At 72.1% G+C, this 13,749-nt stretch carries 8 protein-coding genes and 3 tRNA genes; 7 read left to right on the top strand and 4 right to left on the bottom strand.

All coding sequences use genetic code 11. From position 1 onward, the window contains the following. Positions 1-40 precede the first annotated feature (40 nt). The 4 genes from N8I86_RS13560 to N8I86_RS13545 all read right to left on the bottom strand — a co-directional run bounded on the left by N8I86_RS13560 (position 41) and on the right by N8I86_RS13545 (position 5,677). Positions 41-1,969 carry an ABC transporter ATP-binding protein gene (locus N8I86_RS13560; RefSeq protein ID WP_073893715.1) on the bottom strand — a complete coding sequence of 643 codons (1,929 nt, stop codon included), beginning with the start codon at positions 1,967-1,969 and terminating at the stop codon, positions 41-43. Further along, the gene (locus tag N8I86_RS13555) at positions 1,969-3,702 is read right to left on the bottom strand and encodes an ABC transporter ATP-binding protein (RefSeq protein WP_263277861.1); all 1,734 of its coding nucleotides are present in this window, start codon (positions 3,700-3,702) and stop codon (positions 1,969-1,971) included. Before N8I86_RS13555 ends, N8I86_RS13560 begins: the two co-directional genes overlap by 1 nt. Before the next feature lie 131 nt (positions 3,703-3,833). After that, positions 3,834-5,288, bottom strand: coding sequence for a xylulokinase (locus N8I86_RS13550; RefSeq protein WP_073893712.1), 1,455 nt, complete (start codon positions 5,286-5,288; stop codon positions 3,834-3,836). A gap of 83 nt (positions 5,289-5,371) precedes the next feature. After that, on the bottom strand, positions 5,372-5,677 hold the full coding sequence (locus N8I86_RS13545) for a hypothetical protein (RefSeq protein ID WP_073893709.1): 306 nt from the start codon (positions 5,675-5,677) through the stop codon (positions 5,372-5,374). Between the two features lie 161 nt (positions 5,678-5,838). Here N8I86_RS13545 and N8I86_RS13540 point away from each other — a divergent pair. The 7 genes from N8I86_RS13540 (at position 5,839) to fxsT (ending at position 13,677) form a co-directional block, all read left to right on the top strand. Continuing rightward, a tRNA-Asn gene (locus tag N8I86_RS13540) sits at positions 5,839-5,911 on the top strand. Positions 5,912-5,917: 6 nt separating this feature from the next. Continuing rightward, positions 5,918-5,990, top strand: a tRNA-Asn gene (locus N8I86_RS13535). A gap of 176 nt (positions 5,991-6,166) precedes the next feature. Beyond that, positions 6,167-6,240 (top strand) — tRNA-Ile (locus tag N8I86_RS13530). Positions 6,241-6,576: 336 nt separating this feature from the next. After that, a complete protein-coding gene (locus tag N8I86_RS13525; RefSeq protein ID WP_263280097.1) occupies positions 6,577-8,028 on the top strand; it encodes a VMAP-C domain-containing protein in 1,452 nt (483 codons plus the stop codon). Then, on the top strand, positions 8,025-8,801 hold the full coding sequence (locus N8I86_RS13520) for a hypothetical protein (protein ID WP_404830807.1): 777 nt from the start codon (positions 8,025-8,027) through the stop codon (positions 8,799-8,801). Before N8I86_RS13525 ends, N8I86_RS13520 begins: the two co-directional genes overlap by 4 nt. Further along, positions 8,765-9,145, top strand: a complete 381-nt coding sequence (locus N8I86_RS39345; protein ID WP_404830806.1) for a MoxR family ATPase — start codon at positions 8,765-8,767, stop codon at positions 9,143-9,145. The genes N8I86_RS13520 and N8I86_RS39345 overlap by 37 nt, the downstream gene beginning before the upstream one ends. Continuing rightward, positions 9,145-13,677, top strand: coding sequence for an FxSxx-COOH system tetratricopeptide repeat protein (gene fxsT / locus N8I86_RS13515; protein ID WP_263277860.1), 4,533 nt, complete (start codon positions 9,145-9,147; stop codon positions 13,675-13,677). The genes N8I86_RS39345 and fxsT overlap by 1 nt, the downstream gene beginning before the upstream one ends. The last annotated feature ends 72 nt before the right edge of the window (positions 13,678-13,749 follow it).

Below are 13,749 nucleotides of genomic sequence, written 5' to 3'. Positions count from 1 at the left end.
TGCCGCCGCCGCGGCAGCGGCACCCCGGCGCCGGCCGGAGCTAGTCCACCTCGGCCACGGCCTGGGCGAACTGGGCCTTGTACAGCCGGGCGTACGCGCCGTCGGCCGCCAGCAGGTCCGTGTGCGCGCCCTGTTCGACGATGGACCCGTTCTCCATCACGAGGATGGTGTCCGCGTCCCGGATCGTCGACAGCCGGTGCGCGATCACGAACGACGTGCGGCCGGCCGCCAGCTTGGCCATCGCCTTCTGGATCAGCACCTCGGTGCGGGTGTCGACCGAGCTGGTCGCCTCGTCCAGGACGAGGATCACCGGGTCGGACAGGAACGCCCGTGCGATGGTGATGAGCTGCTTCTCACCCGCGCTGACCCCCGTGCCCTCGTCGTCGATCACCGTGTCGTAGCCGTCGGGCAGGGTCCGGACGAACCGGTCGGCGTGCGCGGCCCGCGCGGCCTCCTCGATCTCGCCCCGGGTGACCTCGCGGGAGGCGCCGTACGCGATGTTCTCCGCGATGGTGCCGCCGAACAGCCAAGTGTCCTGGAGCACCATGCCGATGCCGGAGCGCAGTTCGTCGCGGGACATGCTCCGGACGTCCACGCCGTCGAGGGTGATCCGGCCACCGGAGACGTCGTAGAACCGCATCAGCAGGTTGACCAGCGTGGTCTTGCCCGCGCCGGTCGGGCCGACGATCGCGACCGTGTGGCCCGGCTCCACCTTGAGCGAGAGGTCCTCGATCAGCGGCTTCTCCGGGTCGTAGCGGAAGGACACGTGCTCGAGGCCCACCCGCCCGCGCAGTTCCGCGGGCCGCTCGCCCGGCACCGGATCCGCCTCCTGCTCCTCCGCGTCCAGGAGTTCGAAGACCCGTTCGGACGACGCGACGCCGGACTGCACCAGGTTCGCCATCGACGCGACCTGCGTCAGCGGCATGGAGAACTGCCGCGAGTACTGGATGAACGCCTGCACGTCACCGATGGACAGCGCGCCGGACGCCACCCGCAGCCCGCCGACGACGGCCACCAGGACGTAGTTCAGGTTGGACACGAACATCATCAGCGGCTGCATGACACCGCTGTTGAACTGCGCCTTGAACCCGGCCTCGTACAGGGCGTCGTTCTGCTCGGCGAACTGCTGCGCCGACTCCTCCTGCCGGCCGAACACCTTCACCAGGGTGTGCCCGGTGTACATCTCCTCGATGTGGGCGTTCAGCTTGCCGGTGGAGCGCCACTGCTGGACGAAGTGCGGCTGCGAGCGCTTGCCGACCCGGGTGGCGACCACGAACGACAGCGGCACGGTCACCAGCGCGACCAGCGCCAGGATCCAGGAGACGTAGAACATCATCACGAGCACGCCGATGATGGTCAGCAGCGAGTTGATCAGCTGGCCCATCGACTGCTGGAGCGTCTGCCCGATGTTGTCGATGTCGTTGGTCGCCCGGGACAGCACCTCGCCGCGCTGACGCTTGTCGAAGTACGACAGCGGCAGCCGCGACAGCTTCGTCTGCACGGACTCGCGCAGCCGGTACATCGTGCGGTTCACGGCCCGGTTGACCAGCCGGGTCGCGACGGCCATCAGCAGGCCGGCGACCAGGAACGTACCGAGGGCGAGCAGCAGGACGTGCCCGACGGCGTCGAAGTCGATGCCCTCGCCGGGGGTGAAGTCGGTGCCCTGGAGCATGTCCGCGACGGAGCCCTGGCCCCGCTCGCGCATCGAGTCGAGGACCTGCTCCTTGCTGGCCCCGGCCGGCATCTGCCGGCCGATGATGCCGGAGAACACCAGGTCGGTGGCGCGGCCGAGGATCTTCGGGCCGATCACGCTCAGGCCGACACTGACGACCACGCAGAACAACAGGGCGTAGATGGTGACCCGTTCGGGCTTGAACTGGGCGACGAGCCGTTTGCCCGAGCCCGTGAAGTCCATCGAGCGCTGGTCGGGGCCGCCCCCGGCCATCATGCGTCCCATGGGCCCGGCCATCAGGCGGCCTCCGCTTCCGTCAGCTGGGAGAGCACGATCTCCCGGTAGGTCTCGTTGGATGCCATCAGCTCGTGGTGCCGGCCGGCGCCGACGACCCGGCCCTCGTCCAGCACGACGATCCGGTCGGCGTCCCGGATGGTCGCCACCCGCTGGGCGACGATGACGACGGTCGCCTCGGCGGTCTCCTGGGAGAGCGCCGCGCGCAGCGCCGCGTCCGTCGCGTAGTCGAGCGCGGAGAAGGAGTCGTCGAAGAGGTAGATCTCCGGGCGCTGCACGAGGGTGCGGGCGATGGCGAGCCGCTGCCGCTGGCCGCCGGACACGTTGGTGCCGCCCTGGGCGATCGGCGCGTTCAGGCCGCCCTCCAGCTTGTGCACGAAGTCCTTGGCCTGCGCCACCTCCAGCGCGTGCCACAGCTCCTCGTCGGTGGCGTCCGGATTGCCGTAGCGCAGATTGGTGGCGACGGTGCCGGCGAACAGGTACGGCTTCTGCGGCACGAGCCCGACGGTCTTCGCGAGCAGCTTCGGCTCGACCTCCTGGACGTCCACGCCGTCCACCAGCACCTGGCCCTCGGTGGCGTCGAACAACCGGGGGACGAGTCCGAGCAGGGTCGACTTGCCGCTGCCGGTGGAGCCGATCACGGCGGTCGTCTCACCCGGCCGGGCCTCCAGCGCGATGTCCGTCAGCACCGGCTCCTCGGCACCCGGGTAGCGGAAGCCCGCCCCGCGGATCTCCAGGTGCCCGTGCCGGCGCAGCTCGGTGACGGGCGCGGTCGGCGGCACCACGCTGGAGTCGGTCCCCAGGACCTCCTGGATGCGCTCGGCGCAGACCTCCGCGCGCGGCACCATCATGAACATGAAGGTGGCCATCATCACGGACATGACGATCTGCATCAGATAGGCGAGGAACGCGGTCAGGTCGCCGATCTTCATGCCGCCGCTGTCGATGCGGTGCGCGCCGAACCACACCACGGCGATCGACGACACGTTCACCACCGTCATGACGATCGGGAACATCAGCGCGAGCATCCGGCCGGTGGCCAGCTGCATCTCGGTGAGCTCGCCGTTGGCCTTCCCGAAGCGGCCCTGCTCGTACTCGTCGCGGACGAAGGCGCGGATCACCCGGTTGCCGGTGATCTGCTCGCGCAGCACCCGGTTCACCGTGTCGAGCCGGACCTGCATGGTCCTGAACAGCGGCCGCAGCCGGCGCACGATCAGCGTCACACAGATGCCGAGCACCGGGACGACCGCGACGAGCACGCCGGACAGCGGGACGTCGAGACCGAGGGCGAGCACGATGCCGCCGACGCACATGATGGGCGCGGAGACCATCAGGGTGAACGTCAGCAGGGCCAGCATCTGGACCTGCTGCACGTCGTTCGTCGTACGGGTGATGAGCGAGGGCGCCCCGAATTGGCCCAGCTCACGGGAGGAGAAGGACTGCACCCGGTCGAAGACGGCACCGCGCACGTCCCGGCCGAGCGCGGAGGCGGTCCTGGCGCCGAAGTACACGGCACCGATGTTGCACACGACCTGCGCCAACGAGATGCCGATCATCAGGGCACCGAAGGACAGGATGTAGCCCGTGTCCCCCTTGACGACACCGTTGTCGATGATGTCCGCGTTCAGGGTGGGCAGGTAGAGGGTGGCGCAGGTCTGCAGGAACTGCAGCAGCACCAGGAACGCTATGGGTTTCTTGTAGGGCCTGAGATAGGTCCGCAGAAGTCGTATGAGCACGCTACGTCTCTCGGAGTCGGCGGTGGGGGCGGGGTGGTTGCCCCTGGCCCCTATCGTCCGACACTCCACCCGCGTTACCTCAACCGATTAAGCCGACAGCGGCGAACCGGCAGCCATACGGGTTCGTGGTGCTACGGACGGAACGCGCCCGGATGGGTCTGCTCGCGCACCGCGGTGAACTGCTGCCGCACCGCCTGGCCCACCGCCAGCTCCTCGCCCGGCTCCAGCACCTGCGCGGCGGCTCCCTGCCAGGCCGGCGGGGTCCGCGGGTCGAGCGTGCCCTGCGACACCCCGAGCGCCCAGGCCGCCTGCCGGGCCGCGCCGATCGCCGCGTAGTCCGCGGGCTGCGGCACGACGACCTGGGCACCGAACAGCGAGGGCGCCGAGGCCTGCACGGCGGGCAGCTCGGCGGCCTGGCCGAGCAGGAAGATCCGGCGCACGTCCACGCCCCGCCCGCGCAGCACGTCCAGCGCGTCGCCGAGCCCGCACAGCATGCCCTCGAACGCGGCCCGCGCCAGGTGCTCGGGCTTCATCGACTCGCGTCGCAGCCCCGCGAGCGTCCCCGCGGTGTGCGGGAGGTTCGGCGTCCGCTCACCCTCCAGGTAGGGCAGCAGCACCAGCCCGTGGGAGCCCGGCGTGGACTTCATGGCCAGGTCGGACAGGCTCTCCAGATCCGGCAGCCCGAGGAGTTCGGCGGCGCCGCGCAGGGTCCGTACGGCGTTCAGGGTGGTGACGACCGGCAGGTGCATGCCGGTGGCGTCGGCCAGCGAGGTGATCATCCCGGACTGGTCGACGAGCGCCTCCGGGTGCACGGCCATCACCGATCCGGAGGCACCCAGGGACACGACCGCGTCCCCGAGCCCGATCCCGAGCCCGAACGCGGCGGCCATGGTCTCCCCGGTCCCGGCGGAGATCAGCAGGCCCTCGGGGGTCGTGCCGGCCGCGTCCGAGGGGCCGATCACCTCGGGGAGCATCGCCTGGTGGCCGAGGGCCAGCTCGACCAGGTCGGGCCGGTACCCGCCGCCGGCCGCGGACCAGTAGCCGGTGCCGGAGGCGCCGCCCCGGTCGGTGGTCCGCCGCACCGGACGCCCGAGCAGCTGCCACACCAGCCAGTCGTGGGCCTGCAGCAGCACCGCCGTGCGCTGGGCGTTCTCGGGTTCGTTCTTCGCCAGCCAGCGCAGCTTCGTGACCGGCTGCGCGGCCTGGGGCGCGCAGCCAACGGCCTGCGCCCACGCCTCGCGCCCGCCGAGCGCGTCGACCAGATCGGCCGCCGCCACCTGTGCCCGCTTGTCGCCGCCGACCAGCGCCGGACGCACCGTGTTGCCCTGGGCGTCCAGCGGGACCAGCGCGTTCTGCTGGGAGGAGACGCCGATGGCCTGCACGCCCTCCAGCAGGCCGCCGCCCGCGGCCTCGCCCAGGGAGAGCAGCCAGGCCTGCGGGTCGACGTCGCTGGGGCGGCCCGCACCGTCCGGCGTCTCCACCGGATGCGGTGCGTATCCCTGCCGGAGTACGGCACCGGTGTCCGTGTCACAGACCACGATGCGCGTGAAATCGGGCGAGCTGTCCAAGCCGGCGACTATCCCCATACCGAAGATTTTGCCGTACCGCCGGGGCTGCTTCCGCCAGGGCGCCGCGCGCGGCGGCGGAGCACCGGCGCCGAGCTGGGACGTCAGGTGTTGCTCGTGCCCCAGTCGTCGTCGGCCGTGCCGTTGACGTTGCGCTCGCGCAGGGAGCGGACACGCTGGGCGACCGAGGCCGGGACGCGGTCGCCGACCTTGTCGCTGACCGTGTGGAAGGCCTTCCCGGCGTAGACGCGGCCCTGCTGGGCGGCGCTCTCCGCGGTGTTGCGGACGGCCGGGTTCTGCATGATCTGCTGCGCGGACTTCTTCAGCTGCTCGTAGCGCTCGCGTCCGGCCCTCGTGCCGAGTACGTAACCGAGTGCCATTCCGGCGACGAACGTGAGCCGGTAGCGCATGGCTGCCACCCTTCCCTTGTGCCTAGGTCTCTGGTGCGGCGTCGGCGCCGGGGGATACCGATTGGCGGAGCACCCCCCTGCTTGCGCTAATGTATGTGTCGCAGCGAGCGCCCGCCCCCTGGCGAATACCCAGGTAGGTACGTTCGATGCAATCGAGGCGATCCTCCGTAGCTCAATTGGCAGAGCAGCCGGCTGTTAACCGGCAGGTTACTGGTTCGAGTCCAGTCGGGGGAGCTTCGGTCCTCCGTAGCTCAATTGGCAGAGCAGCCGGCTGTTAACCGGCAGGTTACTGGTTCGAGTCCAGTCGGGGGAGCACGCTGAACGAGGACCCTCCGGGGTCCTTTTTCATGTTCACGGGGAACCGCCGCGCCTGCGGAGATGTCCTCAGGTTCATGAGCAGCGCGGAAGCCGACCATCCGAAGCAGGAGATCGTATGAGCGGCTATGCTGCGGCAGACGGCGCGCACACATGTACGCGACACGCCGCTATGGGGCGGTAGCTCAGCCGGTTAGAGCAGCGGACTCATAATCCGTCGGCCGTGGGTTCGAGTCCCACCCGCCCCACAGGACACCGCAGGTGCAGAAACGATGCGACCTGCGCATGAGGAACATGATCAAGCGCGGGCCGGGAGTGTTCCCGGTCCGCGCTCTGTCGTCGGCGGTCCTTCCCGCCCCGCCCTCCGCCGTCGGCGCCGCGCGTGTACGGCGGCTCCCGTGAGATCCGGCCGCGCAGGGTGGCGACGTGTCAGGCCCGGGCCATACCCTGGACGCAGAGCGGCGGAGCCCGGACTGCCCGACTGCGACGAGGAGTTGGGGTGACCGGGCGAGACGGGGGGACGCTTGTTCGGCGACGGAAATGGCGGTCGTGCGCCAGGACTCGAGCGTGAGCTGGTTGATCAGATGTGCGCGGTGACGGGACTCGATGCACCGGAGGGGCGCGATCTCTTGATCAATATGCTGGCGAGCCGGTTACCCGAGTTAGGCAACATCCGGCGCCACGGCCGGACCCGGCCCGAGATGCTGGAGATCGTCCGCGCCTGTCTGAGGGAGCCCGGCGGGCTTCCCGAGCTGGCCGCCACCCTCAACGACTACGCCCCGAACACCGTGCCCGTGCTCCGGATCAGCGAGCTGGCCGTCACCTCCCCGGTCCTGGCGGTGCTCTCCGAGGCCGAGTCGCGCGAAGTCCACTCCCTGCTGTCCCGCGTCCGCCATCTCGACGTACGCGGTGTGCTGTACGCGGCGGCCGGTGAGCTGACGCTCCCGGACCGGCGGGTCTCCACCCTCCGCGACGCCTTCGACTTCCTCTCCCAGGTCAACGCGCGCGCCGACGGCCTGCTCCCCGTGATGGCCCTCGTCGAGCACGTCGTCGCCGCGCTGGAGGGCGACGCCCACCGCCAGGTCGCCGACGGGCTGCGGGCGTGGAACGACGCCCAGGCGCGCAGGCTCGGCACGGGCGCCCCGCTCAAGGCGCTGCGCGCGGAGATCGCGCAGGCCCCCACGGCACAACCGGCGCCCGCCTGCCTCGTTATCCAGCTCAGCAGACACGGGATGACCCCGGACCACTATCTGCTGTCCCACTGGCGGCAGATACGCCCGGGACCCTGGCGGCCGGAGCGCGGAGAGGACCAGATCGTGGCCCTGAAGGACGTGGAGGCCACCGTGGAGCGGCTGGTCGTCCGCGCCGAGAGGGACTGGGCCGGGCGGCCCGGCAGGCCGGTGCTGGAGTTCGTGCTCCCCTTCCACCTGCTGAACCATCCCCTGGAGTGGCTGCCGATGGGCTCCCAGTCCTCCTCGTCGACCGCACTGTGCCTCAGCTATCCGGTGGTCCTGCGGAGCCTGGAGCGCATGCGCGCCCGCGAGTTCCACCGGCGCTGGCACAACCGCTGGCAGCAGATGACCGAGGACGCCGGCATCGTCTGCCACTGGGACACGACCGGGCGGCGCGGCCACGACCCCGTGCAGTGGACCAGCAGGCTGACCGCCGACGAGCGGCTGGTCTCGGTCGCGCTCAACGCACCGCCGCTGCCGGGGCCCGCCGGCAGCCAGGCCTCGCTGGAGGCCGCCCTGCGCGCCGGGGTCCCGCTCGCGGTCTGGGACCGCCGGCCGGCCCCGCCGAGCGAGTTCCGCAAGCGGGTGAAGAAGATCATCAAGGGCAAGCCGATCGAACTGCCGCAGCGGGTCCAGCAGTTGCGCAACGAGGCGGCGACCGCCGGCGCGGCACAGCGGGAGGCGCACGCCGGCCGTCATTTCGCGGTTCTGTTCGACGACCCGAACCGCATCGTCGACGGGTCGTCCCCGGGGGCGGATCCCGGGAGCGCGCGGGGCGGACACGACGACGAGGGGGATTCATGAACGGTGTCCATCACCCGGTCGAGAGCACCGGGAACGGAGGATCCGTCAGCAGCCGCAGCTGGTGGATCTACCGAGGCACCGGGCAGCCGCTGGCCGACATCCGCCTCGCCGACGTACTGCCCCCGCCACCCGCGTGGCGGGACTTCGACGGCGGACCGGTGCTGCCGCCCGTACCGGCCGAGAGCGCCGAGACCGACCGCCGGCTCGGCGGCGCGGGCCGCGCCACCCCCCGCCAGAACCCGCACGACATCGACATGATCAACACGGCCCTGCTGCTGCGCCGCCCGCTGCTCGTCACGGGCCGCCCCGGCATCGGCAAGTCGACGCTCGCCTACCTCGTCGCGCGCGAGCTGGGCCTCGGCCGGGTGCTGCACTGGGGCATCACCTCCCGCAGCACCCTGCGCTCGGGTCTGTACGAGTACGACGCCATCGGCCGCGCCCAGGCCTCCTCGGCCGCGGTCCGGCGGCCGCCGGGACGTCCGGGGCGCCGGGCACCCCCGCGGACGGCGAGGCGGGGCCGGGTCCGCAGGAAGGGGAAGCGCGGATCGGGGACTTCGTACGGCTCGGACCGCTGGGCACCGCGCTGCTGCCGTACGAGCTGCCGCGCGTCCTGCTCATCGACGAGCTGGACAAGAGCGACATCGACCTGCCCAGCGACCTCCTCCATGTGCTGGAGAACGGCGCGTACGACATCCCCGAGCTGGTCCGCGCCCGGCAGCGGGAGCGGCACGCGCAGGTGTTCACCGACGACCCGGACAGCACGGTCACGGTGACCGACGGGCGGATCCGGTGCCGGGCCTTCCCGTTCGTCGTCATCACCAGCAACGGGGAGCGGCAGTTCCCGCCGGCGTTCCTGCGCCGCTGCGTCCGGCTCGACGTCTCGCCGCCGCGCGAGGACCAGCTCGCCGCCATGATCGCGGCCCACTTCCGGGACCAGGACGGCCGGCACGACGCGTTGATCCGCGCGTTCGTGGAGCGCAGCCGGGAACACGGCGGGCTGGCCACCGACCAGTTGCTCAACGCCGTCTTCCTGCGCACGGCCGGCGTCCGCGACGACGACGCGGCCTGGGGCGACCTGCTGGAGGCCCTCTGGCGCGAGCTGTCGGGGGCGCCCTGATGGGTGAGGACCCGCGTCCGTACCCGGAGCCCGTCGAACTGGCGGAGGCGCTGTGGCTGCACGCGTACCAGACGCTGGCGGCGCGGCTGCCCCCGTCCGACCGCCCGCCGCAGCCCCGGCCGTCCACGCCGCCGGGGCTCTCCGGGCTGCCCGGACCGTCCGGACGGCAGGCCGCCGGGTCCGGGTCCGAGGAGCCGCCCGGTGAGCGGGCGGACGGCGGACCGCCGGGGGCGGAGCGTCCCCGGCCGGAGCCGCGGACGGCCCCCGCGGCGGACCGGACGGCAGCCGGCGGGCGGGAGGGGCCGGCGGGCGGGCGGCCGTGGCCCTCGCCGGCGGCCGACGCGCCACGGACACCGCTGCGGTACCTGCCGACCGGGACGTCCGGACCCGGTGTCGGCACGGGGCGGCGGGCCGGGTACGGCGAGGCCGCAGCGGTGGTCGCGCCGGGACCGGATCTGCGCGACGCGCCGGAGATCGGCCGGCGGCTGCGACCGCTGAAGCAGGTGGTGCCCTCGGCGTCCGAGGTGGAGCTGGACGAGGAGGCCACCGCCGAGCACGCCGCCGAGGACGGCCTCTGGCTGCCGTACACCCGGTCGGCGGACGAGCGCCGGTTCGATCTCGTCCTGGTGGTGGACGATCACCCGACGATGGTGATCTGGCAGCAGACCATCACCGAGTTCACCGCCGTGGCGGAGCAGCTGGGCGCCTTCCGGGACGTGCGGGTGCGCCGGCTGGGCCTGCGCGAGGGGCCCGGCGGCGAGGAGGCGGTGCTGCGCGGCCCGCACCCGGACGACGACCGCGCCGGTGCCCCCGGCGAGCTGGTGGACCGGACCGGCCGCCGGATCGTCCTGGTGCTGACCGACGGCCTGGGGCCGCTGTGGCGGGGCGACGCCGGCCGCGCGGCGCTGGAGCTGTGGGCGGCCGCCGGGCCGGTCGCGGTGGTGCACCTGCTGTCCCAGCGGGACTGGCACCGCACCGCCGTGGTGCCCCGGCCGGCGCGGCTGCGCAGCCCGCGCGCGGGGGCCCGCAACACCGAACTGTCCGTGCACTTCCCGCCGGAGCAGCGCGATCCGTTCGACCCGCCGCCGGACAAGTGGACGGTGGCTGTCCCGGTGCTGGAACTGGACGCCGACTGGCTGGGCCGCTGGGCCCGGCTGGTCGCCGGTGACGAGTCCGGCCCGGTCGACGCCCCCGTGCTGCTGCTGGGCGTGCCCGAGCGGCCCGTCCCGGACGACGACCGCGAGCCGCCCGACGACGTCCCGCCGCCGTCGGTACGGGAGCGCATCCGGCGCTTCCGCAGCCACGCCACCCCCACCGCCTTCCGGCTGGCCACCCATCTGGCCGCCGCGGTCCTCGAGCCCCGCCTGGTGCGGGACGTACAGCGCAAGCTGGTGCCGGAGGCCCAACCGGTTCATCTGGCCGAGCTGTTCCTGAGCGGCCTGCTGGAGCAGACGCCGCCCGGCGAACCGCCCGGCGACCCCGCCCGTATCCCGCTGGACTTCGTCGACGGCGCCCGCGAGGAACTGCTGTCCGCCGCGATGCGCGCGGACACGGCGCGGGTGGTCAGTTCGGTGTCCGACTTCTACGGTGACCGCTTCGAGGCGGCCCGCGGGCTGCACGGCGCCCTGCTCGCCCCCGAAGAGGTGCCCGATCCTCCGGTGACGGCGGAGAGCCTGCCGTTCGTGCGCGTGGAACTGGCGGTCCTCCGTGCCCTCTCGGGGCCCTATCTGCTCCGTGCCCGACGCATCAGCGCAGCTCTGGAAGGGGCTGTGCCGGGAGCGTCGATCACGCAGAACACGGAGCGAATGGTCCACGATGTCCGCAATGTAGACATTAATTCCGACACGGACGGCCTGATCATGACCGACACCACTGCCAGTCAGCACCAGCGTGAGGACGGGGGCGCCGTCAACAGCAACCCGGCCAAGGGCATTCCGGCACCGAGCCCCGACGGGCAGTCGGACGCCGTCACCCCGGCACGCGGCACACCGGTACCGGCCACACCGCAGTCGACGCCGTCCCCGCACACCACGGCCCGCGCCTCCGTGCCCGCGGTGTGGGGCAACGTCCCGCCCAACAACCCCAATTTCGTCGGCCGCGAGGATCTGCTGGAGCAGGTCCGGGAGCAGTTGGTGACCGGCGACACCTCGGCCGTGCTGCCGCACGCCCTGCACGGCATGGGCGGTGTCGGAAAGTCGCAGATCGCCATCGAGTACGTGTACCGGTACGCGTCCGACTACGACGTGGTGTGGTGGATCCCGTCGGAACAGCCGACGATGATCCTCACCGCGCTCACCGAACTCGCCCACCGGCTGGGTCTGAACGTGAGCAGCGAGGCCAACCGGGCCGTCCCCGCGGTGCGCGAGGCACTGCGCCGGGGCCACCCGTACGACCGGTGGCTCCTGGTGTTCGACAACGCCGAGAACGTGGAGGCCGTACGCCCCTACTTCCCGACCGGCGGCACCGGCAAGATCCTCATCACCTCCCGCAACCAGGAGTGGGACCGGGTCGCGAGGACGCTGTCCGTCGACGTCTTCACCCGTGAGGAGAGCAAGGCGCTGCTGCGCCGCCGCGCCCGCAACCTGAGCGACGGCGACGCCGACCGGCTCGCCGAGGCCCTGGGCGACCTGCCGCTCGCCATCGAGCAGGCGGCGGCCTGGCAGGCGGTCACCGGCATGTCCGTGCCCGAGTACCTGCGGCTGATCAACGAGAAGATCGCCGAGCTGATGCTCGAACTCGTCCCGTCGCCCGACTACCCCATGTCGGTCGCCGCGGCCTGGGACGTCTCGCTGCGGCAGCTGGAGCAGCGCAACCCCGCGGCCCTCCAGCTCCTCCAGGTCTCCTCGTTCTTCGCGCCCGAGCCGATCTCCCGCAGCCTGTTCAACAACTCGCGGAGCACCACCATCGCCCCCGAGCTGGACGAGGCCCTGCGCGACCCCATCAAACTGGGCCGGGCCATCCGGGAGATCAACGTCTACGCGCTGGCCCGGATCGAGCACCGGCACGACACCATCCAGCTGCACCGACTGGTCCAGGCGGTGCTGGTCAACCGCATGTCCCCGCAGCAGCAGGCGGACATGCGGCACGGCGCGCACCTGCTCCTCGCCGACGCCAACCCCAACAGCCCCGGCTCGCGCGAGCTGTGGCCGCGCTACCAGGCCCTGCTGCCGCACGTGGTGGTGTCCCGTGCCGTGGAATGCGAATCCCCGTGGGTGCGCGGCCTGGTCCGGGGCATCGTGGAGTTCCTCTACGTGTGGGGCGACCACGACGGCGCCGCGGCGATGGCCCGCGAGGCACTGGAGATCTGGACCGAGAAGTTCGGTGCCGAGGACCTCCAGACGCTGCAGATGGCGAAGTGGCTGGCCTTCCTGCTGCGCATGCTCGGCGAGTACCGGGAGGCCGCCGAGATGATGCAGCGCACCGCCGACACCTACATCCGGATCGCGGGCGAGGACGACGAGGGCACCCTGGACGCCCTCATCCAGCTCTGCAGCGGTCTGCGGCTCAGGGCCGAGATGCCCAGGGCGCTGGAGATCAACCGCTCGGTCTACGAACGCTCGCTGCGGGCCTTCGGCGAGGACGACCCGGCCACGCTCCGCGCGGCCCACAGTCTCGGTGTCGGCCTGCGCCTGATGGGCCTGTACCAGGAGGCGCGGGAGCGGGACACGGAGACGGCCCGGCTGCGCGCCGTCACGCTCGGCGAGAACCACCTCGACACCCTGAGCACCCTCAGCGGTCTCTCCATCGACCTGCGGGAGACCGGCGACTACCTGGGGGCCGTCGTCCACCAGGAGGACGTGTACACCCGCTACGTCGACAACTACGGCGAGGACAACCCCGCGAGCGTCAGCTGCGCCCGGGTCCTCGCGGTGTGCCGCCGTCGCGCGGGCGACCACGAGGGGGCCCTGGAGCTCGGCGAACAGGCGCTGACGAAGTTCGAGAGCCGCTACGGCGCGGACCACCCGGACGCCGTCGCCTGCGCGGCGAACCTGGTCAACGACCTCAGGCAGGACGGCCAGTTGACGCGGTCCCGGGAACTCGGCGAGGCGACCGTCGTACGGTACGCGGCGAAGCTGGGCGGCGCCCACCCGTACACGCTGTCCGCCCGCACGAACGTGGCCATCACCCTGCGGCAGCTCGGGGACCTCGGCGCCGCCGACGAGCACCTCGACGCGGCGCTGCCCGGCATGCGCGAGGCCCTGGGCGACGAACACATCCTCACCCTGGCGGCCGCCCTCGGCGCGGCCACCCAGCACAGTGCCCACGGACGGCACGCGGAAGCCCTGGAACTGGACAGCGGCTCGCTGCGGATCCTGACCCGCAACCAGGGTGAGGACCACCCGACCACCCTGGCCTGCGCCAACAACGTGGTCCTCGACCTGCGGGCACTGGGCCGCGACGACGAGGCCACGGCACTGCACACCGAGACCCTGACGCGCTTCCGCCGTACGCTCGGCGAGAGCCACCCCGCGACCACGGCCGCCGCCAGCAGCCGGCGCGCCGAGGTGGACATCGCGCCCGTGCCGTTCTAGCCCCCGCGCCGGAACGGGAGAGCCGGCCGGGCCCGCTCAGGGCCCGGCCGGCTCCGTGCTTCGGTGGCGCGG

This window comes from Streptomyces albidicamelliae, assembly GCF_025642175.1.
Taxonomy (GTDB): Bacteria; Actinomycetota; Actinomycetes; order Streptomycetales; family Streptomycetaceae; genus Streptomyces; species Streptomyces albidocamelliae.
This window is presented reverse-complemented; position numbering and strand designations above follow the sequence as displayed.